The sequence below is a fragment of the Shewanella sp. FDAARGOS_354 genome (genome assembly GCF_002209245.2).
GTDB classification, from domain to species: Bacteria; Pseudomonadota; Gammaproteobacteria; order Enterobacterales; family Shewanellaceae; genus Shewanella; species Shewanella xiamenensis.
This window is the reverse complement of sequence record NZ_CP022089.2, coordinates 3,934,286-3,958,825: the sequence shown is the minus strand read 5'-3', so window position 1 is coordinate 3,958,825 and position 24,540 is coordinate 3,934,286. Positions and strand designations below refer to the sequence as shown.

Here is a 24,540-nt window from a genome sequence, read left to right as displayed (position 1 = left end):
AAGACGATGTTCGATTAAGAACATGATAAATAATATGAATAATCTTGAAAAAGGTAAGCCTTACTCATGAAAACATAAAAATATCACCAAGATTCAAGCGAGCCTTAAATTAGAAAAAGGTTAAACTTGGTGCCAAGGATAAAAACGAAAGGAATTCGTATGTTAATGGGCTGGCTACATCAGGATATGGATGGCGAAGAACAATTACGCCGTTATCGACAATGCGTAGAGGAATTTAATCTGCTGGACTTTCATGATGATTATGTAGCTAAAATCCAATACGAATATCGATTACTACAAATCTTGTTTGAAGAGCAGTCGATTCAACAAAGTGAGCCTGACTGCTCTGAAAAATAACACGAGAATTAATCAACCGCCTTAAATGGCGAAAGTGATGCAAACTTGACCTCAAGTTGCCAATCCTGAATAACCATCTCCGACGGTTGCCAACTGTCATCAACCCATTCGTAAAGTAGGCCAGGATCTTCCTCAGCATTCACCAATAAACGACGGCCATCTTTTAAAACAATCGTATAATCAAGCCCCTGCGCATCCACACTTTCAATATCCCCCAAGACTTTGTGGTGAATGCTTGCAATTGCCCCAGTAGCCTTAACTGCTTCAGTTTTATTCGCTCCGCTGTAAAGTCTTAATACCTCATTGGTAGCGGGTTTATGAAATAAAAACTCTTCAGTCACGCCCACAACGATCGACGGATCAAGCTCATACCAAGCGGGTATCCATAATGCGTTCATTGCCATCCCGTTATATCCTGCATAATAATTTTACGGACGTGAACATTCTGCCCTAACCTTAGCCGATAAAATACTGCCCAAAGATAAAATAATTTTATCCTTGCGCAATCCAGTAAACCACAATTCCCTTATCAAATGCTGATAAAACTAGCTGAACAAGCCCGCTCTTAACCAAAACGGCTTATCTCTAAACCACTGGGTACAAACCCATTTTTGCCCCGCTGTTACCTCACAGCCACGGTGCAATGAGGAAGGAATGGGTTTGCCTGTTTGATCCGTATTGTCAAAAACCAAAATAGCGGCAGTCTCAGGTTTGACTTGTATATAAGGTGCCTTGAACTCCGTTTCGCCTCCGTCAAAATCATCATTAAGATACAAAATAGCCGTTTTTGACCTTTGGCCAAAACGTGCCAATTCGGCTTCAATTTCAGCCGTATATGCATGTATTGCATCATAATGCCATTGATAGAACTGGCCAGGCTCGTACCGAAGTACAACGATGGGTTCCGCAAACGCCAACTTAACCCCTGCAAACTTGGCAATGACTCTTTCAACACAAGCCATTGCAAGATTGTCATTAGGAATCGGTGTGGGGTAATGCATGTTGTTGCGGATACCACTTTCGACACTCCCCTTTCCCTGATGTCCATACACAGTAATAGGCCGCAAATGGGGCAATGAACATCTCTTAATATCGTCTAATAAATTCACTGGGAGTTGTGAGTGGGACAGCGTTGCCGATTGCAGTTGCTTCCCGGCTGAAGTCGGCCTGCGCTCAAAAGCCAATAGCGCAGCAAACACACTGATCGCATCAGCGTGGCGGGGCGTAATCGTTTTTAGCCAAGGTACGAAATAACAAAATTGTGCTTTAACCTCTTGCGCTTGCAGAGGATCTTCCATCAAAACATAGGCCCCCCAGAACGATTTTAAACTCGCTAGTTCCTCTAGCTCCCACTCAGCACTAAAAAACAAAGCAATGGCCAGCTCTCTTTCAGAAACCATACTACGCATGCAGTGAACCAACCAAAAACGCACAAAATCAGCCGACTCAGTTGCCAACTTAAGTACTAACGCCTCAGGCAAACGATTGAAATAACGCTCTTCTAATAATTGAACAAATAACTGCTGCATATAAAGACCTATTCACAACTCAACCCTACTATGCTCATTAAAACTGAATCGAACCTGCTAAGAAACATTTTATTTACAATCGATCGTTTTATCGTCTTTTTTCTCTATCAATCTTGAGTACAAAAATACAATCCTAGTTTCATCTCAGGCTTGGTTTCTGTTAGCTTGAAAACTCAGATAAATAACTGCCACATTTTGTTGGTAAAGTGATCCGATAACCAACCGTGACGTATTGAGCCTGACAACCCATGGCAACAACAATGGCACCCGCTTGCCCTATGGAGAAATCGAACATGCCTGTTTTGCAAACACTCAAACTTACGGGTGATAATGAAACGCTAAAACGTCAAGCACTTAAGCACTACTTCAACCAAACTTGGACGCTCTATGAGTCGCTCTTCGAGTTGATAAAACACGACCATGCCTATTATTTAAAAGCCGAGCCTTTACGCCATCCGCTGATTTTTTACTTTGGCCACACCGCGACCTTCTACATCAATAAGCTCAAACTGGGCAAATATCTTGAGGAGAGGGTCAACGATCATTTTGAGTCGATGTTTGCTATTGGTGTTGACGAGATGTCTTGGGACGATCTCAATGAAACCCACTACCAATGGCCAACGGTCACCGAGGTAAAAGACTATCGAGACAAGGTAAATCGCGTTGTTAACCAATTAATTGATACTATGCCAATCACCTTGCCTATCACTCAGGACAGCCCTGCTTGGGTCATTTTGATGGGGATTGAACATGAACGTATCCATTTAGAAACCTCATCAGTCATTATCCGTCAGTTGCCTTTAGAAGAAGTATCCCCAAGCGCTCACTGGCCTGAGTGCCAAGACTATGGAACGATAGACGCTAACCAGCTGATTGCTGTGGCGGGCAAAAAAATCACTTTAGGTAAAAAAGAGCAAGATGAAACCTACGGCTGGGACAACGAATACGGCAATAAGAGCTTTAAAGTGGCAGACTTTAAAGCTTCAAAGTATTTAGTGAGTAATCAAGAATATTTGGGCTTTGTTGAAGCCGGTGGCTATCAATCGCCCGAGTTTTGGAATGAAGAAGGTCGTGCATGGCTGGCTTACACTCAAGCCCAGATGCCACGTTTTTGGCGCCGATATGAGGGCAAATGGTGGCAACGAAATCTTACCAGCGAAATTCCACTTCCCCTTAATTGGCCAGTTGAAGTCAATCAACTCGAAGCTAAAGCGTTTTGTTATTGGAAAGCGCGCCAGACTCAAAGCAACATCCGCCTTCTGACTGAGGCGGAATGGTATATTTTACGAGAAAATATTCCAACCGATGCCCCCGACTGGCAAGAAGTACCAGGGAATATCTCGCTGGCCTACTACGCTTCCTCTTGTCCGGTAAATCGCTTTAAACATAATGAATTTTACGACATTGTCGGTAATGTCTGGCAATGGACCGAAACTGCTATCGATGGTTTTAATGGCTTTGCAGTGCATCCACTCTACGATGATTTTTCAACGCCAACTTTCGATGGTAAACATAACCTGATTAAAGGGGGCTCTTGGATCTCGACGGGCAATGAAGCCATTGCAGCCTCTCGCTACGCGTTTCGCCGTCACTTCTACCAACATGCCGGATTTCGATATGTGGAGTCCCTGCAAAACCCAGAGCAAATGGCCGAGGTTAATGTGTACGAAACCGATGAACTGATTTCTCAATACTTAGAATTCCATTATGGCGCTCAATATTTTGGCGTCCCGAATTTCTGCGTTAATGGCGTTCAACAGGCGTTAAACGAAATCCAACTTGAGCATACCGCGAAGGCATTAGACATCGGCTGTTCGGTGGGCCGAGCCAGCTTTGAGTTAGCTAAAGTGTTCGACCATGTTGACGGTATCGATTTTTCGGCTCGTTTTATTCAACAAGCCTACGCGCTGACTGAACAAGGCGAAAAACGCTATACCATCCGCACCGAGGGCGATTTACAAGAGTTTAAGAGTGTCAGCCTTGCTAAACTGGGCTACCAAGAAGAAGCCAAAAAAGTCAACTTCATGCAAGGTGATGCCTGTAATCTTAAGCCGATCTACACAGGTTACGACTTAGTTTATGCCTCAAACCTTATCGACAGGTTGAACGATCCCAAACATTTCCTCACCAGTATTGGCCAACGCATTAACCAAGGTGGCTACCTAGTGATTGCATCACCTTATACTTGGCTTGAGGATTACACACCAAAAGAGAAATGGCTCGGAGGCATCAAAGTAAAAGGGGAAAACTTCACCACTTTAGATGGGTTGACCGAAACCTTGATCGGCCAATTTGAGCTAGTCGCGGTTAAGGAAATCCCCTTTGTTATCCGTGAAACTAAACGCAAGTTCCAACATTCCCTCTCAGAAATGACGATCTGGCGTAAACGATAACCGAAAACATTTAGGAAAAAATCCGCCAGAGAATCACTTCTGGCGGATGCATAACAGACAGCTCTGTGACATTCGCGGCCCCAATGGCAAGGATCTGCTTTTGATATTGCTTACCATAACCAAGTTGATTTGCTAAGCCAATAAACTCTCTCTTCAGGAAGCGGCTAGGCTTATCACAGCACTGTATTCCTCTACTATGGCGTGTTGATATTTCAGTAGAATAACTAGACATCATTCCTCGTTTCGCGAGCACGTGCTTGCTAGAACGAACAAAATCTAATCTCGAAACGTCAACACGCCCTAATACCAATGGCATTAAACATCTGTTCATTCAGCGCAAGTTCAAAGTGCTTTAGGCAAGTCGAAGCATAATAGAGCTCTATCAGAAGTCTTTAACCTAATATAAAGTACCTCCTCCAGCCATCACCTGCACTATGGTTGCTAAGCCAGATTATTTTATTGGGTATGCCAACACCAACGAGTAATAACATAGAATAACTTAGAAAGTTTATGCACTTACACCCAAAACAAATCCTGTGTGCACAACATCCTATTTATTAAACAGCTACAGAGTAAAAATCATATTGACGACCGAATTAAAATAACTTTGAATTGCATACATATTCACAAAACATACAGTAATTGGAGCACGGGATGGAACGAATTGAGCAAGTAGCAGTAGCCAAAAAAGCCAATATCTATTTTGAGGGTAAGGTCGCTAGCCGCAGTGTATTTTTCAGTGACGGTAGTAAACAAACCCTAGGCGTAGTGCTTCCAGGAGAATACGAGTTTTCCACCTCGCAGGGTGAAATCATGCAAGTTACTAGCGGCAGTTTTGAGGTATTACTGCCAAATAGCTCAACTTGGCAAATATTTAGCGAAGGCAGCCAGTTTGAGCTTGCGGCCAATGTCAGCTTTAAAATTCGCAATAGCGACATAGCAGAATATTGCTGCTGCTATCTATAGCGTTCAAGTCGATGGAATGCTTAGCCAACTGAGCATTCCGCTGTTTACACAATACGTCTGTATAAAAACCACACACTAGACGACTGGTCTAATTTGCTATAGACTCCTGCGCCATGAAAACAGAAACCCAATCAACCCGTCAGCATATTCTCGACGTCGGTTACTCGCTGATCGTTAAGCAAGGCTTTTCGTGTCTAGGATTAGCCCAATTACTCAAGACCGCCCAAGTACCAAAAGGCTCGTTTTACCATTACTTTGAATCCAAAGAGCAATTCGGTGAGGCACTGTTAACCAGTTATTTTGAGCAATACCAAACAGAGCTTGATAGCTTATTTGCCAACCCACAGCTCTCAGGCTTTGATCGCCAAATGCAATACTGGCAAAGATGGTTGCACGTGCAGCAGGACGGTTGTATCGATCAAAAATGCCTAGTCGTTAAGTTAAGTGCTGAGGTGGCCGATCTCTCTGAGGCTATGCGCCTTGTGCTTTTAATGGGGTCGGCTGGCATCATTGAGCGCTTAACCCAGTGCATTCAAGTGGGGATTGCCGATAAATCCATCTGTGAACAGGATGCTCAGGCAACAGCAGAGTTGTTGTATCACATGTGGCTCGGCGCCAGTTTGATGAATAAACTCGGCCACAGCCGCGCAGCTTTAGAGCGCGCCCTTGCAATGACCGAATCTATTTTAAAGACCAAAACCATGGGTTAATGCCAGCAACACTGGCACACCAATTAATCAGCAACCCGTTAATGAACAATGAAATATCGCCTCGTCGGCTTGATTTATCATTTAGTAGCCAAACAAATATAGACGACTGGTCTACTAAATTCATTTTCCAACCATAGGACAAATAGCAGTATGTTTAATTTCACCTACTACAATCCAACTCGTATTCATTTTGGTAAAAATACCATAGCTGAAATCGACACCTTAGTGCCTAGCAATGCCAGAGTGATGGTGCTATTTGGCGGCAGCAGCGCCAAACGAACAGGTACCTTAGCTGAAGTAAAACAAGCGCTTGGAAATCGTTTTGTGGTCGAATTTGAGGGGATCGAACCCAATCCAACCTACGAAACTCTGATGCAAGCGGTCGCGCAAGTACGTGAATTACATATCGACTTCTTACTCGCCGTTGGTGGCGGTTCGGTCATCGATGGCACTAAGTTTGTTGCCGCTGCTGCGGTATTTGAAGGCGAGCCTTGGGATATTCTCACGAGCTGGGGCACCAAGGTGACCAAAGCCATGCCATTTGGCTCGGTATTAACCCTACCGGCCACAGGTTCAGAGATGAACAACGCCAGTGTGGTGACCCGTAAATCTTTGAAAGCAAAGCTGCCATTCCGTAACGATTTAGTGTATCCACAATTCTCCATCCTCGATCCCACCAAAACCTTTACCCTACCGGAAAGACAAGTGGCGAACGGTGTTGTCGATGCGTTTGTGCATATCACCGAGCAATATCTCACTTACCCAGTCAATGCCGCGGTGCAGGACAGATTTGCCGAAGGTTTACTGCAAATTTTGATTGAATTAGGCCCACAAGCACTCACAAAGCCTGAAGATTACGATATCCGCGCTAACTTGATGTGGGTCGCGACTATGGCACTCAATGGCACGATTGCCACAGGCGTTCCGCATGATTGGGCAACTCACATGATTGGCCATGAGCTCACCGCACTCTATGATATTGACCATGCCCGTACCTTAGCCATTGTATTGCCAGCACTATTACGCTGCACTAAAACGGCTAAGCGTGAAAAATTACTGCAATTTGCAGACAGAGTATGGCATATCACCACAGGCTCCGAAGACGAACGAATCGAGGCCGCGATTGCGAAAACCCAAGCATTTTTCGAAGCCATGGGCATTGCAACGCACTTATCTGGCTATGATTTAGGTAAAGAAGCTGTCGATGCGGTTGTTGCTCAACTCGAGAAACATGGCATGGTTGCTTTAGGTGAACATGGCAATATCGATCCCGCCATGAGCCGCGATATTTTAACCCTCGCCTTATAGTTCAATCTCACACCTCTGCAATCCCATGCTGCCGTGAGACTTTACACTATCAACGCACCATAATGGTGCGTTGATATTCCCTCAAACGGGGCAAAGGGTACTCACACTTAGGGGCATCAAGTTTTAAAGAAATATTTGTAATGGCGTTAGCGACATCATTCAGTCACACCTTGTCATCTTGTAAACCCGTTTATCGCCGATAAATCCTCATTACTGATGCACAAACACCATGATTTTTGATGAAAAAACGACTACTCTTGGATAATCTTATCTTACTGATAAAAGGATTTTTGCATGCGTTTCTTTACTCTCATCAGCTTAGTGCTGCTTAGCTTATTCGCGCAGGCAACAGTATATAAGTGGGTCGATAAGAACGGTAAAGTTCATTATTCCGATGAGCCACATCCAAATGCTGAGATTGTTGAATTAAAAGAAAAAACGCTAAACCAAATTACTCTTCCCCCCGTAAACCCTGATACAAATGACTCGCAAGCCATTGAACAAACCAAATACCAAGTCGTCATAACTTCCCCTGAAGAAGAAGAAACCGTCAGGGATAATAATGGCGATTTCCAAGTCACAGCCACAGTCACCCCTGAAATCAAGAGCCAATATTTGATGGCCCTTAAACTCGATGGTAAAGCCATCGGCCAACCCCAAATTGGCGGCACATTTCAGTTGAGCAACATCGACAGAGGTGAACATACCATTGTTGTCGATGCGATGACTCAAAACGGCAAAGTCTTTGCATCTAGCTCACCAAGAAAGATATTTCTTCATCAAGCGGCGATGATTCCAGCACCTAAAAAGCAACCAAAATCAAATTAAGTTGTTTAATAATAATTAGTTAGGTTGTAAGAAATACATTAAGCCGTTTGACGAAGTCGAGTTGCAGCATGCACCAAATCGGTGCAACATAAGGGTGCAACCCTATTTTCAGGAACGGTAGATGGATAAAGAGACTCTGCTCAATCATTTAGTGACCGCGGTACTGGTCATCGATAAGGATCTTAAGCCTTGTTATGCCAACGCCGCTGCAGAGCAACTGTTAGGTGTCGGTAGCCACAGGCTAGTCGAACAAGCATTACCCGAGCATTATCAAGCGCTAGGTGTCGACGCTCAGCTCCTTAGCGATGCGGTAAAGGCTGGGCAAAGTCTCACCGTTAACACCGCGACGTTAGTCACCTTAGATGCCCAGCATCACACCGTCGATCTGACACTGATCCCGCTCGAGGATGAAGCACAGCTGAGCCTGCTTGAACTTAGGCAAGTCGACCAACAACGACGTATCCACCAGCAACTTAGCCAAGATGCACAGCAGCAGGCGGCACAATTCTTAGTGCGTAACTTAGCCCATGAGATTAAAAACCCCTTAGGCGGCTTGCGTGGCGCAGCGCAATTGCTCTCGCGGGAACTCGACGATCCCGCGCAAAAGGAATTTACCAATCTCATCATCGAACAAGCTGATCGGCTGCGTAGCTTAGTCGACCGACTGCTTGGCCCGCAGCGCCCCACTCAACATAGTCTGCATAACATTCATCAAGTGGTGCAAAAAGTGTACAAGTTGGTGGAAATCGCACTGCCAGCCAATATCCAGTTGAAGCGGGATTATGATCCCTCGATTCCCGATATCGAGATGGACCCAGATCAAATGCAGCAAGCCGTGCTGAATATTTTGCAGAATGCGGTGCAAGCCCTTGAGCATACAGGTGGCGAAATCCTAATCCGCACCCGCACGCAACATCAGGTCACTATCGGTTCGCAGCGCCACAAGCTCGTACTGACCCTGTCCATTATCGACAATGGCCCAGGCATTCCGCCTGAGCTCATGGACACACTTTTTTATCCCATGGTCACCAGCCGTGAGCAAGGTTCTGGGCTGGGTCTATCGATTGCCCACAACATTGCCAGATTACACTCGGGCAGAATTGATTGCGTCTCCAGCCCAGGACACACAGAATTTATTATCTCTCTACCGATTTTAAGCGCAAAATAATTAAGCAAAACAAACGCATACCGTATGAGGAAGCAAAATGCGAATCAGTGAACAAGTGTGGATCCTCGACGATGATAGCTCAATACGTTGGGTGCTCGAAAAAGCGCTCCAAGGCGCTAAACTCAGCACCGCCAGCTTTGCTGCGGCCGAATCACTTTGGCAAGCATTAGAGATTGCCCAACCACGGGTCATCGTCTCGGATATTCGTATGCCGGGCACCGATGGCTTAACTCTGCTTGAAAGACTGCAAATCCACTATCCGCATATTCCCGTTATCATCATGACGGCGCATTCGGACTTAGACAGTGCCGTGAGTGCCTATCAAGCTGGGGCGTTTGAGTATTTGCCAAAACCCTTTGATATTGATGAAGCAATTTCCCTCGTTGAGCGTGCGCTGACCCATGCAACAGAGCAAAGTCCAACGCCAGCGGCGCAGGAAACTCAAGTCAAAACCCCCGAAATTATCGGTGAAGCCCCCGCGATGCAGGAAGTGTTTCGTGCCATTGGTAGGTTGTCGCGCTCTTCAATCAGCGTACTGATCAATGGCCAATCAGGCACAGGTAAAGAGCTAGTCGCAGGCGCACTGCATAAGCACAGTCCGCGTAAAGATAAACCTTTTATCGCCTTGAATATGGCGGCGATTCCCAAGGATTTAATCGAATCAGAACTGTTTGGCCACGAAAAAGGCGCCTTTACTGGTGCGGCTAACGTGCGTCAAGGGCGCTTTGAGCAAGCTAACGGCGGCACCCTGTTTTTAGATGAAATCGGCGATATGCCGCTAGACGTGCAAACCCGTTTGCTACGGGTTCTCGCCGATGGACAGTTTTATCGAGTCGGCGGCCACAGTGCTGTACAAGTGGATGTGCGCATCATTGCTGCCACCCACCAAGATCTTGAGCAATTAGTCCTAAAAGGCGGATTTAGGGAAGACTTATTCCACCGCCTCAATGTGATTCGTATCCATTTGCCACCGCTGTCACAACGCCGTGAGGATATTCCTCAGCTTGCTAGCCACTTTTTAGCCTCCGCCGCCAAGGAGATTGGTGTCGAAGCCAAAATCCTCACCAAGGAGACCGCCGCTAAGCTATCGCAATTGCCATGGCCGGGCAACGTTAGACAACTCGAGAACACTTGTCGCTGGCTCACCGTCATGGCCTCAGGACAAGAAATCCTGCCCCAAGACTTGCCGCCCGAGTTACTTAAGGAACCTACCAGTATTAATCCAATGGCGAAAGGCAGCCAAGATTGGCAATCGGCACTCACCGAGTGGATCGACCAAAAACTGTCTGAGGGAAATAGCGATTTATTAACCGAAGTACAGCCTGCCTTTGAGCGCATATTACTCGAAACCGCATTGAGACATACACAAGGGCATAAACAAGAAGCGGCAAAACGTTTAGGCTGGGGCAGAAATACTTTAACGCGAAAACTGAAAGAATTGTCTATGGATTAACCATCCATTTAAAAGCAAAAAAGGGATAGTGATATCCCTTTTTTATTATTTAGATTAAATCTAAATAATTAGAACTGGTAATGCACACCAATCGCCAGTTGTTTAATATCGGTATCGATATCTTTCACATTTAAATAATTGTGGTCAGCGTCTAAATCACCGCTAGTAACATCGTAACTCAAGCGAACATTTAAATGCTCTGTCACAGCAGCGTTAATACCAACACCGTAGGTCCAGCCATAGCCTGTGAAATCTTCATCAAAACCAAAACCGTCAATATTCATAGCCATAGATGCAACACCGACCTTTGCATAAGCTGAGAACATATCATTGATTTGCATAGTAAACTTAGGGGTAAAAGTAAGTGCACCCGCAGAAATATCGACATCGTTATCGCCTAAATCGCCAGTTGCAAATAAATTCGCCTCTAAACCAAACCATTCGTTAAAGTTGTAACCACCGTATACACCGAAACCTGTCCCTGTTTCTCCATCATCAAGCACATCAACAGTCACGCGATTTAGTGCACCACCCACATAAAAACCTGTGGTGTCAGCTGCCGCTACAGCTTGGCCTGTCACTAATACTGCTAGTAAAGAACCCGCAACTAAAGATAGTTTTTTCATTACATTTCCCTAATGAGTTAACTTAAGTAGTAAACGCCGCGAATAATATAACAAACACAAAATAAGAGTAATAGTTTGTAAAGGTTAAATACACTTTATACAGAAAGCATTCAGCTTTAAATAAAACGAGCATGTATGAGAAGAGACTTAAGCATTAACTAACGACTCGCAATACATTCATAATCGCGAAATAACACCAACGAATAAGGGAACGACGTTTTCGCTCATCGAGGCATTCACTAATCATGACTTTTCCCGATAGTGCACAAATTACCCGGCTGCGCCACATTAATAATGGCCAAACATGTAGTCGATACTCCCGCTGCGCAATATTGAACGGAATAATTCTCGGCCAATAATATAAGGATTGACGCAGGATAAGCTCGCTCCAAACGCCCATAGGAAGATTCACTAGATTATGATCAGAGAGGTTTGAGTCAAGTCCCCCGCTCGCGCTGGGGACATGCTCGGCAATCAACTCAAAGCGAGTCGACAATCGATGATAACGGCAGATGAGCCGCGTATTAGCATCAAACAGGTGAGACTGCCGCTGCATCCATGGCATAACCACTCCTTTGGTATGTCAATAATCGCTTTAGTGTTTTACCGCGGTTATTGAGTCATTGGCTCCACTTGTACGGGATCTTGGTGAATAATCACCTCGGCATCTTCAAAGGCGGCCTTTACCCTAAGCCCTGTGGTATCGGCAATACTGTGGGCCTCGTTTAGGCTTAAATGGCCGTCTAACTCCAAATGGAATTGAATAAAAATGGTTTTACCTGCTTGGCGCGTCCGTAAATCATGAAGCCCTAATACTCTTGGATCTTCCTTAGCAATTTGTTTTATCCGCTGGCGGGTTTCTTCATCTAACTCACGATCTAACAATGCTTGAATCGAGCGGTAACCTAAATCAAAAGCCTGCCGGCCTATGTAACAGGCAATCAGTACTGCAAATAGACCATCCGCCCACCACCAGCCATATTGAGACAATATGAGTGCTAAAAGCACCGCGGCATTGAGAAATAAATCTGACTTATAGTGCAACGAATCGGCTTCCACCACTGTGCTATTCGTTGCCGCTAGCGCCCGTTTTTGCAGCAAAACTAAGGCGAGTGTCAGCACAATTGCGACCACAGAAACCACTACGCCTAAGGTGGCATTTTCAACGGGTGAAGGATTTAGCAAACGTTCGCCGCCATAAAATAGCAATAGAAATGCCGATCCCATAATAAAAGCCGATTGCGCTAGCGAGGCTAATGGCTCAGCTTTACCGTGGCCATATCTGTGGTCATGATCTGCGGGAACGAGAGCATAGCGAATGGCAATAAAATTGATAATCGAGGCGAGTGCATCGGCGAATGAATCCGTCAAGGATGCCAACATACTGGCAGAACCGGAATACAACCAAGCTAACAGTTTGATTGTGATAAGGGTCAAAGCAGTAGCCACGGAAGCGCGGCTAGCTAATTTGACCCAAAAATCGTATTGGGAAGTTTCAGTCATAGGGGTCTATATCGGGAAGCTATGACTCTATTGTATATCAGCTTACAAGCTTAACTGCGAGGTTCTTTAGCAGCTTGTGCTTCAAATCGCGCTTTAAACTTAGCTTGTTGCTCGGGCGTCAGCAGATTGTAAATTTGATTCTGCATCTTCATCCTTTCAATCGCTTGCGTTAGACGTTTTTCCTGCTGAGCACTCAGCAGTGCCTTAGCTTGCGCCTCATCGAAGGTGGCCGAGGTGATCAACCCATGCATTTCAGTTCGGTGCGCTAAACGCTCTTCCTTCGAAGGTCTATCATCACTACGTGCTGCACGTTGCTCAGCAAACAGTTTTTTAATGTCCGCTTTTTGTGCATCAGTTAAGTCTAATCCTTCGAACATTCTATGCATGCCATCATGCTCCATGCGATCGCCACGTTTATGAAACTCACCACGAGAATGATCACAGCCTTGGCTAGGCTCAGCACTCACTGCTGTCGCCAATACTGCGGAGCTTGCTAAGATGGCAAATAGACCTGCTTTTAAAGGAGATAATGTTTTCATCATATTAACCTCAATAATTCAACTTCATGTTGTAAAGATAAGAAATAGTGACGACCCTTTTAAAAGCCGAATCACTTTCGACGATAACAGTCTAAAGCCTCATATGTAAGTGAGGGCGTGACCTGAGTAAATCAGTGTAAAGTTGCGCCAATAACCATACCCGAATCACCTTAAGGAGCAGAAACTCGACTCTGGAACTCGCTTAGGTAAAACAGATTCTCTATTCTTTACTTTGGCTTACATTGCTACACAGCAATTGACATCAAAAGGGGTATACTCAGGCAAAGTACTAAAAGTGCCTGCGATTTACTGAGCCTATGCCGGTCTGCAGCACCCGTTCACCCAGATTAAGGAACACTATGAGTCGGATATTATTAATCGATGATGATCTCGGTTTGTCAGAACTCCTTGGACAATTACTCGAACTTGAAGGGTTTAAACTCACGTTAGCCTACGATGGTAAGCAAGGCTTAGAACTTGCCTTAGCTGCAGATTACGATTTGATCTTACTCGATGTCATGTTGCCTAAATTAAATGGCTTTGAAGTGCTGCGCGCCCTGCGCCAACACAAGCAAACACCGGTGCTGATGCTCACGGCTAGAGGTGATGAGATTGACCGCGTGGTGGGGCTTGAAATCGGTGCCGATGACTATTTGCCTAAACCCTTTAACGACAGGGAGCTTATCGCCCGTATTCGCGCCATCATTCGCCGCTCACACTTAACCGCCCAAGAAATTCATGCAACCCCCGCGCAAGAGTTTGGTGATTTGCGTTTAGATCCCACTCGCCAAGAGGCCTATTGCAATGAGCAACTGATCATCCTCACGGGCACAGAATTTACCCTACTGCACACCTTAGCGCTCCATGCTGGCGAGTTGATGAATAAAGAAGAGCTCAATGAAATTGTGCTGGGTAAAAAATTGATGCCATTCGATCGCAGCCTAGACATGCACCTCTCGAATCTACGTAAAAAACTTCCCGAGCGCAGCGATGGCAGACCCAGGGTGAAAACTATTCGTGGCAAAGGTTATATCTGGTTACCATAACGGCGGGAACAACTGTGCCTAATCGCTTATTTATCAAATTACTGCTCGGATTTTGGCTCTGTAGTTCGTTGATTATTGCCTTAGTCGGGCTGTTGCCTTTGTTGCAACAAAATGACGACCGCGCCCCAATACCGCCCCACCTGCAAAAAGTACTGGCGACCGTAGCGCAGCGCATTCAAGAAAATCCAACTCTGCTTAAGTCCGATTTTCTGCGCCGCTGGGAGAGGCATCGAGATATGGAAGGCAAACCGCTGCGGCTGTATCTCACCAATAGCCAAGGCCAAGTGATTAACACCAATAGAATCAGCCGTGGTGTACGCAGTTTTATGCTGATGGCCGATGAAGAAAAACAGCCAATTAGCCACCAATTTAAAGATGAATTAGTATTTGGCCCACACCAATTTACTCTGGAGGGAGAAACCTATTTTCTCTATGGTCGACTGCCAGATATTCATCCTCGGCCCTGGTTCTTCTTCTTTATCGAAAACAAACTACTCACCCTCAGTTTGGCCATACTGCTGTCGGGATTACTCTGCGCCCTACTCGCTTGGCATTTGGGTAAGCCACTCAGTTCACTCAAGAAAAGTGCAGATGCCCTCGCAGAAGGTGATCTCAGCAATCGGGTGGATAAAGCAACCACCCAACGTAACGATGAAATCGGCCAACTCGCCACTGCATTTAACAGCATGGCGGACTCGATTGAGGCCATGGTCAAAAATCAACAGCGATTAATGGGTGATATTTCCCACGAACTGCGCACCCCACTGACCCGCCTGCAATTGTCACTGGCACTGGCCCGTAAGAAAGGCCAACAAACTACAGAAACCGACCGCATTGCCTACGAGGCCGAGCAATTAGAACAACTGATTGCCGAGCTGCTGGAGCTATCGCGGGTCAAACTTAGCACCAATGAGACTAAGGTACGCCTTGGCTTAGCCGAGTCGCTAAGCCAAGTATTGGACGATGCCGAATTTGAAGCCGATCAGCAGGGCAAAAAGATCACTATCGATATCGATGAAGCCATCGAACTCAGCCATTATCCGAAATCCCTGTCCCGGGCGATAGAAAACCTGCTGCGCAACGCGATTCGTTATGCCCAGAACGATATTCACCTGCGCGCGAGCCAAGCCAGCGGCCAAGTACAGATCACCATTAAAGACGATGGTCCAGGGATAGATCCTGCTGAACTTGAGTCAATTTTTAAACCCTTCTATCGCCCCGATTCGGCAAGGCAGCGGGAAAGCGGTGGCTGGGGCCTAGGACTCGCCATTACCGAAGCGGCCATTAGCGCCCATAAAGGTAAAATCAGAGCCGAGAATCGTCAGCCACACGGCCCTGAAGGATCCCCTCATAAATCAGCCATAGCATAGCCATATTTGAGCAACTGATTGGCGAATAATACCCAGGCCGCCAGCAATTCTTTCTCCGTGATTTGATAATCAGGCCGCCTGAGCACCTCCAATCCCAAGCGAATCGTTGAGAGTACCGTTCGATGCCCAATGGTATTGGCCTGAAAATGCTTATCCCAGCCCTGTTGCTGTGCGTGTAAACCAACTAGCCACAACAGGCATTGAACCATCAACGCTATCAGTAGGATGATGTCGAATCGCTCTGGACTGTTGGTACGACTTTGGCGTAAGCCAAAGCCGTATGCCGGGCTTTTGAGGTCACGAAAGGTTTCCTCTATTTGCATACGTTTGGCGTACAGGTTTACCAGCTGCTTTGGGCTCCGAGATTCTGGTGGTAAATTGCTGGCTAACACCCAAGGCTCTTTCGCCGATGTTGAGTACGTTTTTGCCGATGGATGGTGGCAATTAGTCCTCGTTGAACGCTGATTTGTACGCCCCTTAGGTTTGCTACGATAAAGCGTGAGATGGCAATTGATAGGGTTAGTTTTGGTCAAGGTCTTACAACCCAGGCTCTTCGCTTGACCGTTGGCCAAGTCATGTGTACTGCGAACTGCACGCCAATTTTCAGCGCCAATATCTGCAAATTGAACTGTACCGCGAATACGGCTTAGCCAAAACCAACCATGCGCCTCAACCTCTTTGTACCAAGGCACTTTGAACCCCGCGTCAGTCACGATGAGAGGGGTAACATGCAAAGGTAAAATCTTGGCTAAGTCCGCTAAAAAACCGTTGTGGGAGGCCTTAGAGCATTGTTCTGATAGGGGATAGGACTTCTCATACAGGGTAATAGAGCGGCCATTGAAGGCTATTGAGGCGCGCAGAGCCATGATGCGTTTATGCTCTCGGATGTCTGACCAATCGACGAGCACAATCGGCATAGGGTTACCAGAACAGATGAGGCTGGCATGCCATTGGTAGACAGCTAACCGTTCTTGATGCAGATGCGTGTTGCCGAGCAAACGATCAATGCGCTTGATGTTGTGCTTGGTTCGGGCCGTGGTTGGTAAATTTCGACCTAACTCAGTCAAGGTCAGTGTCTTACATTCAATCAGTGCCTTAGAGGCCAGCATCAAGCTGTTTAATCGTTTTAGGTGAAGTTCTGGGCAGTATTGGTGTAAAGAATGTTGTAGGATATTGGCTTCGCGCATCTTGTTGTCCAAGTGTAGTTTTTAGCGAAACCATTTGATCATGCAACAAGATGCGCTTCCACTCTAATTTGATGATTTATTTGTAAATCATCAGGGGATTCTTCAGCACACGGCCTTGAAGTCAATATCAGTTTACCGACCTAAAAACATAAGCCCCGCTAACACTGTTAGCGGGGCTTATATTATCAACAACCAACTGCCGTTAATTCTTAATCCCTAGCTGTTTTAATTTGCGATACAAGGCATTACGACTAATCCCCAAACGCTTAGCACATTGGCTCACATTGCCCTCGCAGGCGCGGTAAGCCTGCAACACGTTCAGATTTATGGTTCCATGGAGCGAGTCGATGGTGGCGGAGCTAGACTCGGCCAGTTCGTGCGGATGCGCCGTGGTTTCCGTGTCGACAAATTCAGTTAAGGTGTGCGGCTCAAACGCCAGATCCATTAGCTTTTGAGCCAGGTAATCGGGGAGATGATTTATCTCGAGTACAACCTCACCTTCGGCCATTAAACATGCCACCTGCATTAGGTTATCCAGCTCCCGTAGATTGCCGGGCCAATCGTAACGCATTAGCTGCGCTAATAATTCAGCACACAAGGTTTGTGGGCCGCTGCGGTGACGGCGGTGTAATTTATGGATGATGCGCTCAATATCCTGCCGCTCACGCAGCGCAGGCAAGCGCACCTGCAATCCATTCAGGCGATAAAACAAGTCCTGACGGAACAGCCCTTGCGACACCAGCGACTCTAAATCCATATGGGTCGCGGCGATGATCTGAATATCGACCTTAACACTTTGATTACTGCCGACGGGAACGACCTCGCGCTCCTGCAACACCCGGAGTAACCGGCTCTGCGCCGCCAGCGGCATCTCACCAATTTCATCGAGGAACAAAAAGCCACCGTGGGCTTGGCGGATCTTACCGATAAAACCAGTTCGATTAGCGCCAGTAAAAGCCCCCGCCTGATAACCAAATAACTCAGACTCAACTAACTCCGCAGGCAAGGCGGCGCAGTTCACCGCCACCAAGGGCTGCGCGCGGCGGGCACTCTGGGCGTGGAGCTTTTTCACAAATTGCTCCTTGCCGACACCCGTTTCGCCAAGCACCAGTAGGGGGATCTGCTTAGTAATCACCTTATTCGCTTGCTGCCAGGCCCGCTCCAATAGCGGATCGCGAAACCTTACCCCCAATTGACTCTGCGGCTTATCTTGAATCGTCTTCGCACTTTTGGTCTGCGTAACACCCAACGCCTGAGTCTGTAAGTGCAGGGCCAAATCCCGATTAAAGCCCCCCGCACGCGTCCAGCTATCCCCAAAATGCAGCTCGAGGCTATCGCCCAGCTTGGCTTGACTCAGCAATTGTTTTGCCATGGGATTACAACCCACAATTCGCCCATCACTGTCAGCGATCACTATGCCTTGCCAGCCAGAACTTAATAAACTCGGTTCAGCGGCTAAATCAATCCGATAGTGACTATCGGGCAGATGGCACAACAACGCAGTCTCAACCTGCTGCGCCAGACTCGACACTAACATTAAGGTCTGCTGTGAATGCCGCTGTTGCTCACTGGTGATATCGAGCACTCCGAGCATCTCGCCTTGGGGTGAAAAAATAGGGCAAGCAGTGCAACTCATAAAACGATTTTGGCGGATAAAATGCTGCTCACCGACCACTGACACCGCCTGTTTGGCCATGAGCGCCGTACCTATGGCATTGGTGCCTTTATACTGTTCAAGCCAGTTAACCCCAATATCAAGCGCTACATCCGCTAACTTACTGGAATAACGACTCACGCCCCAATGTTTCAGCACATAACCGTCAGCATCGGAGAGCAATAATCGACTATTGGAGTGTGCCATCAGTTGATTAAACAGCGGTAAGGCATGGGATTGTACTAATTCGATGAGCTGCTGATATTGCTCATGTTTATGTTTGAGCTCTGCGCGCGTGAGCCTGAGATCCTCACCAGCATGAAACTCTGATAAGCCAGCACCTAAGCTGCGCTGCCATGAATCGGCTAACCATGCCTGTGTGGTTGGAAAATGCGGTTTTACTGTCATAGCCATGCTCCCCGAGCGCTGCTCCATTTCGGCACACCCATGGTGTGTCGTTGGATGACAAAATGACCACAGGGCAACTTTCCATCCTTGAATGCCCTATTGATTTGGATCTGCAAAATTAGCTTTTCATCATACTGTTAGCTCAACAAGTGTACAACTCCTGCCAGTTTGGCACTGTCCTTGCGATATCCGTTTATACGCAGTACTCAAGTGTTGCGTAAGAGAACACCAACTTAATCAACAACTTTGTCAATCAATCCGATTGGCAAAGGATAAAAATAACAACAGTGCTCAAACCTATTTCAACAAGACCCATGCTGAGACGCTACACATTTAGCGTTTTCGGCAGCCACAGAAGGAATAACACTATGATTTATGCTCAACCCGGAACTCCTGGTGCCATCGTTAACTTTAAAGAAAAATACGCCAACTTTATCGGTGGCAAATGGGTCGCCCCAGTCAACGGCGAATACTTCGATAATCGCTCCCCCGTCAATGGTCAAAACTTCTGTAAAATTCCCCGCTCCGACTACCGCGATATCGAACTGGCGCTCGATGCGGCCCATGCCGCTAAGGATGCCTGGGGCAAAACCTCAGTCACCGAGCGTGCGAATTTACTGCTGCGTATCGCCGATCGCGTTGAGCAAAATCTCGAATACTTAGCCGTTGCCGAAACCTGGGAAAACGGCAAAGCGGTGCGTGAAACTCTCAACGCCGACTTGCCTCTGTTTGTAGACCATTTCCGTTACTTCGCTGGCTGCATTCGAGCACAGGAAGGCAGCGCCGCCGATATTGATGGCAACACCGTCAGCTATCACTTCCCTGAACCTTTAGGTGTCGTCGGGCAAATCATTCCGTGGAACTTCCCGCTGTTGATGGCGGCATGGAAAATCGCCCCCGCACTCGCCGCAGGCAACTGCGTGGTACTCAAACCCGCCGAGCAAACGCCGGTATCTATTCTTGTGCTACTCGAACTGATTGAAGATCTGCTGCCGCCCGGCATCCTTAACGTTGTCAACGGTTTTGGCGCCGAAGCGGGCCAAGCCCTCGCCACCAGCAAACGTATCGCTAAACTGGCCTTTACTGGCTCCACCGAAGTGGGTTACCACATCTTAAAATGTGCCGCCGAATCACTGATCCCATCGACAGTAGAACTCGGCGGTAAATCGCCTAACCTGTATTTCGCCGATGTGATGGACCACGAAGACGAGTATTTAGATAAGGCCGTCGAAGGCATGTTGCTGGCCTTCTTCAACCAAGGTGAAGTCTGTACTTGCCCATCAAGAGTGTTAATCCAAGAGTCGATTTACGATCGCTTTATCGAAAAAGTGCTCGCCCGTGCGCAAACCATCAAGCAGGGCAACCCGCTGGATACCGCCACCCAAGTGGGCGCACAGGCCTCCCAAGAACAGTTCGATAAAATCTTAAGTTACCTTGCCATTGGTAAAGATGAAGGCGCGCAGGTGCTCTTAGGTGGCTCGCTCTGCCAGCTTGAGGGCGAGCAAAGCAAAGGCTATTACATCAGCCCAACGATTATGAAAGGCCATAATAAGATGCGGATTTTCCAAGAGGAAATCTTCGGTCCGGTTATTTCGGTCACCACCTTCAAGGATGAAGCCGAAGCCTTAGCAATTGCCAACGATACCGAATATGGCCTAGGCGCAGGCGTGTGGACTCGGGATATGAACCGTGCCCAACGTATGGGCAGAGGCATTCAAGCGGGTCGCGTTTGGATTAACTGCTACCACGCCTATCCTGCCCACGCGGCCTTTGGCGGTTATAAGAAGTCAGGCATCGGCCGTGAAACCCACAAGATGATGCTCAATCACTATCAAAACACCAAAAACCTCTTGGTGAGTTACGATATCAATCCGCTCGGGTTCTTCTAACCGAGCAGAAACCTTGCCTTGATAACAAGAAAGGGCCATTGGCCCTTTCTTTATTTTTATCGGGTAGAACTATAAGAACATACCGCCAGATGCCTCGATACGTTGTGCGTTTATCCACGCCGCAGCGGGTGACAACAAGACACTGATTGCACCGCCAATATCCTCGGGTAACCCCACCCGCCCCAACGCCGTTTGCTGCGCTAAAAACTCATTCATCTGTGGATTATCCCGCGCCGCACCGCCGCCAAAGTCCGTTTCGATTGCACCGGGAGCCAGCACATTAACGCGAATGCCCCGTGGACCAAGCTCCTTCGCCCAGTATTTGGTCATGGTTTCGACCGCGCCTTTCATGGTGGCGTAAGCACCAAATCCCGGAACAGCAAAGCGCGTTAACCCCGTAGAGACATTGATAATACTGCCGTTATCGGCAAGCAGAGGCAGCAGCACCTGAGTTAAGAAGAAAGGCCCTTTAACATGAATATTCATCAAGGTATCGAACTGCTCCACACTGGTTTCAGCCATGGGAACATGGATACCAATCCCAGCATTATTAACTAGATAGTTAAAACTATCCCGCTGCCAAGTCTGTTCGAGTGCGGTTTTAACGCGTTGAGAAAAATCACTAAAGGACTGGCTATTACCCACATCTAACGGTAACGCGACAGCCTTGCGTCCGTGCCATTCAATTTCCGCTACCACCTCGGCGGCCGCAGCGGCATTACTTTGGTAAGTTAGAATAATATCAACACCTTGTGCGGCTATGGTCAGGGCCGCATTTTTACCTAAGCCACGGCTTGCACCAGTGATCAGCGCGATGGGAGTTGTGTTCATTGTGTATCCTCTTCATTCATCTATGTTAATGCCGCCGCACACAGCTTATTACTTGCACAAAGAGGGATAAACACACTATAAATGGCAAGACTGTTAGCTATTAGAGAACAATTGCGATGCAAGATAGACTACAAGCCATGCAAATTTTTATGCGGGTGGCTGAATTAGAGAGTTTTACGCAAGCCAGTATCAGCCTAGGTCTGTCGAAAACCCATGTGTCGAATGTGGTAGCTCAGTTCGAAGCCGCGCTAGGTGCACGCTTACTACAACGAACCACCCGAACGGTGCGCCTCACTCAAGATGGCATAAGTTGTTATGAGCGCTGTAAAAACTTGCTCACCGACTATCAAGAACTAGAAAGCCTTTTCCAGTTGCAAGCGGCGCAAGTTTCGGGTCGCTTAAGAGTCGACATGTCCACAGGGATTGCACGTAACTTAGTGCTTCCCCATCTTCCTGACTTTATTGAACAATATCCCCAAATTGAGTTGGAGCTAAGCAGTACCGACCGTAAAGTCGATATCGTTGCCGAGGGTTTTGACTGCGTGATCCGCGTTGGCAGCGTGCAGCAAGAAGGTGTTATCGCTAAAAAGATTGGCCACTTTAAGATGCTTAACTGCGCAAGCCCAAGCTATATCGCAAAATACGGCAAACCATCGAATATAGAAGAGCTTAGCCAAGGGCATAAGCTCATCCATTACGTTGGCCAGTTAGGCGGTAGCGATTCAGGATTTGAGTATCTAAGCCAAGATAATCACGAACTATGCGCCCTGGCCTTACCTAAGCTAATCACAGTCAATAATGCCGATGCCTACAGCGCGGCCTGTCTGGCGGGTTTAGGGATTATTCAAGCGCCGAATATTGGGGTGGCAAAATATCTCCAAACTGGCGAACTGATAGAGATCTTGCCAGATTACCCTGCACCCTCAATGCCAGTGAGCTTGCTCTATCCCCATAGACGCCATCTTTCTAAACGCCTTCAGGTATTTATGGCTTGGTTAACCGAGTTGCTGACGCCTTTTTTAGTATCGCGTTAACGGTCAGTCTCGATATTCGCTAACCACTGCGACAGTTCTGCCATCGAGCTTGCCGTGCGGGGATCACTCTCGGGCTCGGTTACTGGATTAAATTCGAGACGCGGACCGCCGAACCGACCGAAACGGCTCGACAGAATATGCAAATCCCAAACTAACTGATCGTAGTAATGTAGCCGCAGGCCATTATCCGCAACAGGCCAATGGGCATAGAGTAAAAACGAATGATAGCTCTGCGAGAGGGAGCGACTCGCCACTAATTTAAAGGACGCATCGAGCAGGCTGCACTCGGTCGATTCTTCAAAGGGGCAATCGTAGGAGGTCAGCAGTAGATAGCCTTGGGTGCCATTGGGTAAAGTGCAGCGGTACTGGGCCTCAAGCTGCCTTCCCGCAATATTGACCCCAGTAGCTTGCTGATTGAAATACAAAGGCTGAGTGATCGCCTCGGTATCAGATGCTCGCAGTGTGAAGGCTGTTATCGGCTGCATGCGGTATCCTTCCTTTGCCGTGAAATGGCTAATTTCGCTTCCAATACAGGCCCATCAATATCAGGTATCCCACAAAGTAAGCCAGCAAATCGAGTGGATCGAAATGGCTACCAATCACGATTCGCGCCAAGCGATTACCGCCAAGACCCAACTTGTCCACTAAGCCCCAATACTGACCAAATTCGATAGCGAAGGCAAACAGCAGCACAGCCAATGCCAACCATGGCGTGTGCCAAAAGCGATTGATTGATTCCCCTTTTGCATTCACCACAGGCACTAGCGTGCGCGCCATGCAAAACAATAGGATCACCACTAACACGTCACCAACAAAACCGCGAATAAATCCCGAAGGCACAAAACGGGCGATCAACACTTCGATGATAAATAACAGCACCGCATAAATTAAAAAAGATTTTCGATCGGGCTGACGGCTAAAAAGATGGATAGGCATAAACAGGTTGCTCCCTTACCTTTCGAAGATGAAGCGGCAAAATCTAGCTTAATACCAATACCTTAACAAGCTTAGTTCGATGGATTTCTCACTTATTTACCCCGTTAGCTCATCAGAACACCGGCAAGCTCACTCCGCAAAATTTAAGCGCCGTTTAAGTTTGGCTTTAGTAGCCTGCAAGCACACCACCTTAGGAGCAACAGATCATGTCCTCAAATATGCAGCAAAACATCAACGTCTGGGATCCCTTGATCCGTATCTTCCACTGGTCATTGGTGGGCTTTTTTACCTTAGCCTACCTCACCGAAGGCGAAGACGAATGGATGAACATCCACAGTTACGCCGGCTACAGCATCTTAACCCTGCTGGTATTTCGCCTGTTGTGGGGCGTGATTGGCACTCACCATGCGCGTTTTATCAACTTTGTCACCCGTCCGAACATCGCTTGGACTTACCTGAAGGAACTCTTCACGGGCAAGGCTAAGGATTACATCGGCCACAATCCCGCAGGCGCACTGATGATAGTCGCCCTAATCCTCAGCATAGGGTTCACTGGCTTCTCCGGCATGGCACTTTATGCCACCGATGGCCAAGGTCCACTGGCCACAAGCTTTTTCGCTACTTGGCCCGAGGGCACACTGAAGGAAGTACATGAGTTTTTCGCCAACTTCAGCCTGTTTCTAATAGCGACCCATATCGGCGGCGTGATTGTCAGCAGCCTGCTGCATAAGGAAAACCTCGTCAGAGCCATGCTGACAGGTAAAAAGCAGCGCCCGCTGATCCAACAAGATGAACATCAATAACC

25 protein-coding genes are annotated in these 24,540 nt (G+C 47.2%); 13 read left to right on the top strand and 12 right to left on the bottom strand.

Going from position 1 to position 24,540, the window contains the following annotated elements:
- The first annotated feature begins 159 nt into the window (after window positions 1-159).
- Window positions 160-357: a hypothetical protein gene (locus CEQ32_RS17815; protein ID WP_037423119.1), complete on the top strand. Its 198-nt coding sequence runs from the start codon at window positions 160-162 to the stop codon at window positions 355-357.
- Between the two features lie 8 nt (window positions 358-365).
- On the opposite strand, the gene CEQ32_RS17810 is transcribed toward CEQ32_RS17815, so the two are convergent.
- Both CEQ32_RS17810 and CEQ32_RS17805 read right to left on the bottom strand, forming a co-directional pair.
- Window positions 366-761 (bottom strand): hypothetical protein, encoded by a 396-nt coding sequence (locus tag CEQ32_RS17810; protein WP_037423116.1) that lies wholly within the window; start codon window positions 759-761, stop codon window positions 366-368.
- A 141-nt stretch (window positions 762-902) separates the two neighbouring features.
- Window positions 903-1,886, bottom strand: coding sequence for a prolyl hydroxylase family protein (locus CEQ32_RS17805; RefSeq protein WP_055647110.1), 984 nt, complete (start codon window positions 1,884-1,886; stop codon window positions 903-905).
- A 293-nt stretch (window positions 1,887-2,179) separates the two neighbouring features.
- Here CEQ32_RS17805 and ovoA point away from each other — a divergent pair, with 293 nt between their 5' ends.
- Window positions 2,180-4,279 (top strand): 5-histidylcysteine sulfoxide synthase, encoded by a 2,100-nt coding sequence (gene ovoA, locus CEQ32_RS17800; protein WP_088586521.1) that lies wholly within the window; start codon window positions 2,180-2,182, stop codon window positions 4,277-4,279.
- Window positions 4,280-4,289: 10 nt separating this feature from the next.
- Here ovoA and CEQ32_RS22880 read toward each other — a convergent pair whose 3' ends face one another.
- On the bottom strand, window positions 4,290-4,610 hold the full coding sequence (locus tag CEQ32_RS22880) for a hypothetical protein (protein WP_192959131.1): 321 nt from the start codon (window positions 4,608-4,610) through the stop codon (window positions 4,290-4,292).
- A gap of 323 nt (window positions 4,611-4,933) precedes the next feature.
- Between CEQ32_RS22880 and CEQ32_RS17795 the strand changes: the two genes are divergently transcribed.
- The 6 genes from CEQ32_RS17795 to glnG all read left to right on the top strand — a co-directional run bounded on the left by CEQ32_RS17795 (window position 4,934) and on the right by glnG (window position 10,712).
- On the top strand, window positions 4,934-5,245 hold the full coding sequence (locus tag CEQ32_RS17795; protein WP_055647108.1) for a pyrimidine/purine nucleoside phosphorylase: 312 nt from the start codon (window positions 4,934-4,936) through the stop codon (window positions 5,243-5,245).
- A gap of 113 nt (window positions 5,246-5,358) precedes the next feature.
- On the top strand, window positions 5,359-5,955 hold the full coding sequence (locus CEQ32_RS17790; RefSeq protein ID WP_088586520.1) for a TetR/AcrR family transcriptional regulator: 597 nt from the start codon (window positions 5,359-5,361) through the stop codon (window positions 5,953-5,955).
- Window positions 5,956-6,105: 150 nt separating this feature from the next.
- A complete protein-coding gene (locus CEQ32_RS17785) occupies window positions 6,106-7,263 on the top strand; it encodes an iron-containing alcohol dehydrogenase (protein WP_037425092.1) in 1,158 nt (385 codons plus the stop codon).
- 294 nt (window positions 7,264-7,557) lie between these two features.
- Window positions 7,558-8,091 (top strand): DUF4124 domain-containing protein, encoded by a 534-nt coding sequence (locus tag CEQ32_RS17780; RefSeq protein WP_037425093.1) that lies wholly within the window; start codon window positions 7,558-7,560, stop codon window positions 8,089-8,091.
- Between the two features lie 121 nt (window positions 8,092-8,212).
- A complete protein-coding gene (glnL, locus tag CEQ32_RS17775; protein ID WP_037423098.1) occupies window positions 8,213-9,259 on the top strand; it encodes a nitrogen regulation protein NR(II) in 1,047 nt (348 codons plus the stop codon).
- Between the two features lie 37 nt (window positions 9,260-9,296).
- A complete protein-coding gene (gene glnG / locus CEQ32_RS17770; RefSeq protein ID WP_037423096.1) occupies window positions 9,297-10,712 on the top strand; it encodes a nitrogen regulation protein NR(I) in 1,416 nt (471 codons plus the stop codon).
- Window positions 10,713-10,780: 68 nt separating this feature from the next.
- Here glnG and CEQ32_RS17765 read toward each other — a convergent pair whose 3' ends face one another.
- The 4 genes from CEQ32_RS17765 to CEQ32_RS17750 all read right to left on the bottom strand — a co-directional run bounded on the left by CEQ32_RS17765 (window position 10,781) and on the right by CEQ32_RS17750 (window position 13,380).
- Complete coding sequence (locus CEQ32_RS17765) at window positions 10,781-11,338, bottom strand: porin family protein (RefSeq protein ID WP_037425095.1); 558 nt, start codon at window positions 11,336-11,338, stop codon at window positions 10,781-10,783.
- A 154-nt stretch (window positions 11,339-11,492) separates the two neighbouring features.
- Window positions 11,493-11,903 (bottom strand): hypothetical protein, encoded by a 411-nt coding sequence (locus CEQ32_RS17760; protein WP_081990927.1) that lies wholly within the window; start codon window positions 11,901-11,903, stop codon window positions 11,493-11,495.
- Between the two features lie 47 nt (window positions 11,904-11,950).
- Window positions 11,951-12,841 (bottom strand): cation diffusion facilitator family transporter, encoded by an 891-nt coding sequence (locus CEQ32_RS17755; RefSeq protein WP_047538636.1) that lies wholly within the window; start codon window positions 12,839-12,841, stop codon window positions 11,951-11,953.
- Between the two features lie 50 nt (window positions 12,842-12,891).
- Window positions 12,892-13,380, bottom strand: a complete 489-nt coding sequence (locus CEQ32_RS17750; RefSeq protein ID WP_050991289.1) for a Spy/CpxP family protein refolding chaperone — start codon at window positions 13,378-13,380, stop codon at window positions 12,892-12,894.
- Window positions 13,381-13,739: 359 nt separating this feature from the next.
- Here CEQ32_RS17750 and CEQ32_RS17745 point away from each other — a divergent pair, with 359 nt between their 5' ends.
- Both CEQ32_RS17745 and CEQ32_RS17740 read left to right on the top strand, forming a co-directional pair.
- Window positions 13,740-14,426 (top strand): response regulator, encoded by a 687-nt coding sequence (locus tag CEQ32_RS17745; RefSeq protein ID WP_037423088.1) that lies wholly within the window; start codon window positions 13,740-13,742, stop codon window positions 14,424-14,426.
- 14 nt (window positions 14,427-14,440) lie between these two features.
- The gene (locus CEQ32_RS17740) at window positions 14,441-15,796 is read left to right on the top strand and encodes an ATP-binding protein (RefSeq protein ID WP_088586519.1); all 1,356 of its coding nucleotides are present in this window, start codon (window positions 14,441-14,443) and stop codon (window positions 15,794-15,796) included.
- Here the strand turns inward: CEQ32_RS17740 and CEQ32_RS17735 are convergent.
- On the bottom strand, window positions 15,775-16,983 hold the full coding sequence (locus CEQ32_RS17735; RefSeq protein ID WP_001206290.1) for an IS4-like element IS10A family transposase: 1,209 nt from the start codon (window positions 16,981-16,983) through the stop codon (window positions 15,775-15,777). The genes CEQ32_RS17740 and CEQ32_RS17735 overlap by 22 nt on opposite strands.
- Window positions 16,984-17,185: 202 nt before the next feature.
- The gene (locus CEQ32_RS17730; protein WP_088587008.1) at window positions 17,186-19,045 is read right to left on the bottom strand and encodes a sigma-54-dependent Fis family transcriptional regulator; all 1,860 of its coding nucleotides are present in this window, start codon (window positions 19,043-19,045) and stop codon (window positions 17,186-17,188) included.
- Window positions 19,046-19,413: 368 nt separating this feature from the next.
- On the opposite strand from CEQ32_RS17730, the gene CEQ32_RS17725 reads away from it, so the two are divergent.
- Complete coding sequence (locus CEQ32_RS17725; protein WP_037423082.1) at window positions 19,414-20,934, top strand: aldehyde dehydrogenase family protein; 1,521 nt, start codon at window positions 19,414-19,416, stop codon at window positions 20,932-20,934.
- Window positions 20,935-21,003: 69 nt separating this feature from the next.
- Here CEQ32_RS17725 and CEQ32_RS17720 read toward each other — a convergent pair whose 3' ends face one another.
- Window positions 21,004-21,765 carry an SDR family NAD(P)-dependent oxidoreductase gene (locus CEQ32_RS17720; RefSeq protein ID WP_088586518.1) on the bottom strand — a complete coding sequence of 254 codons (762 nt, stop codon included), beginning with the start codon at window positions 21,763-21,765 and terminating at the stop codon, window positions 21,004-21,006.
- A 116-nt stretch (window positions 21,766-21,881) separates the two neighbouring features.
- Here CEQ32_RS17720 and CEQ32_RS17715 point away from each other — a divergent pair, with 116 nt between their 5' ends.
- Window positions 21,882-22,799: a LysR family transcriptional regulator gene (locus CEQ32_RS17715; RefSeq protein ID WP_088586517.1), complete on the top strand. Its 918-nt coding sequence runs from the start codon at window positions 21,882-21,884 to the stop codon at window positions 22,797-22,799.
- Here the strand turns inward: CEQ32_RS17715 and CEQ32_RS17710 are convergent.
- The gene (locus CEQ32_RS17710; RefSeq protein ID WP_088586516.1) at window positions 22,796-23,284 is read right to left on the bottom strand and encodes a hypothetical protein; all 489 of its coding nucleotides are present in this window, start codon (window positions 23,282-23,284) and stop codon (window positions 22,796-22,798) included. The genes CEQ32_RS17715 and CEQ32_RS17710 overlap by 4 nt on opposite strands.
- A 28-nt stretch (window positions 23,285-23,312) precedes the next feature.
- Entirely contained in the window at window positions 23,313-23,735 is a 423-nt protein-coding gene (locus tag CEQ32_RS17705) for a DUF2809 domain-containing protein (RefSeq protein WP_088586515.1), read from the bottom strand.
- Between the two features lie 206 nt (window positions 23,736-23,941).
- On the opposite strand from CEQ32_RS17705, the gene CEQ32_RS17700 reads away from it, so the two are divergent.
- Window positions 23,942-24,538: a cytochrome b/b6 domain-containing protein gene (locus CEQ32_RS17700; RefSeq protein ID WP_037425122.1), complete on the top strand. Its 597-nt coding sequence runs from the start codon at window positions 23,942-23,944 to the stop codon at window positions 24,536-24,538.
- The last annotated feature ends 2 nt before the right edge of the window (window positions 24,539-24,540 follow it).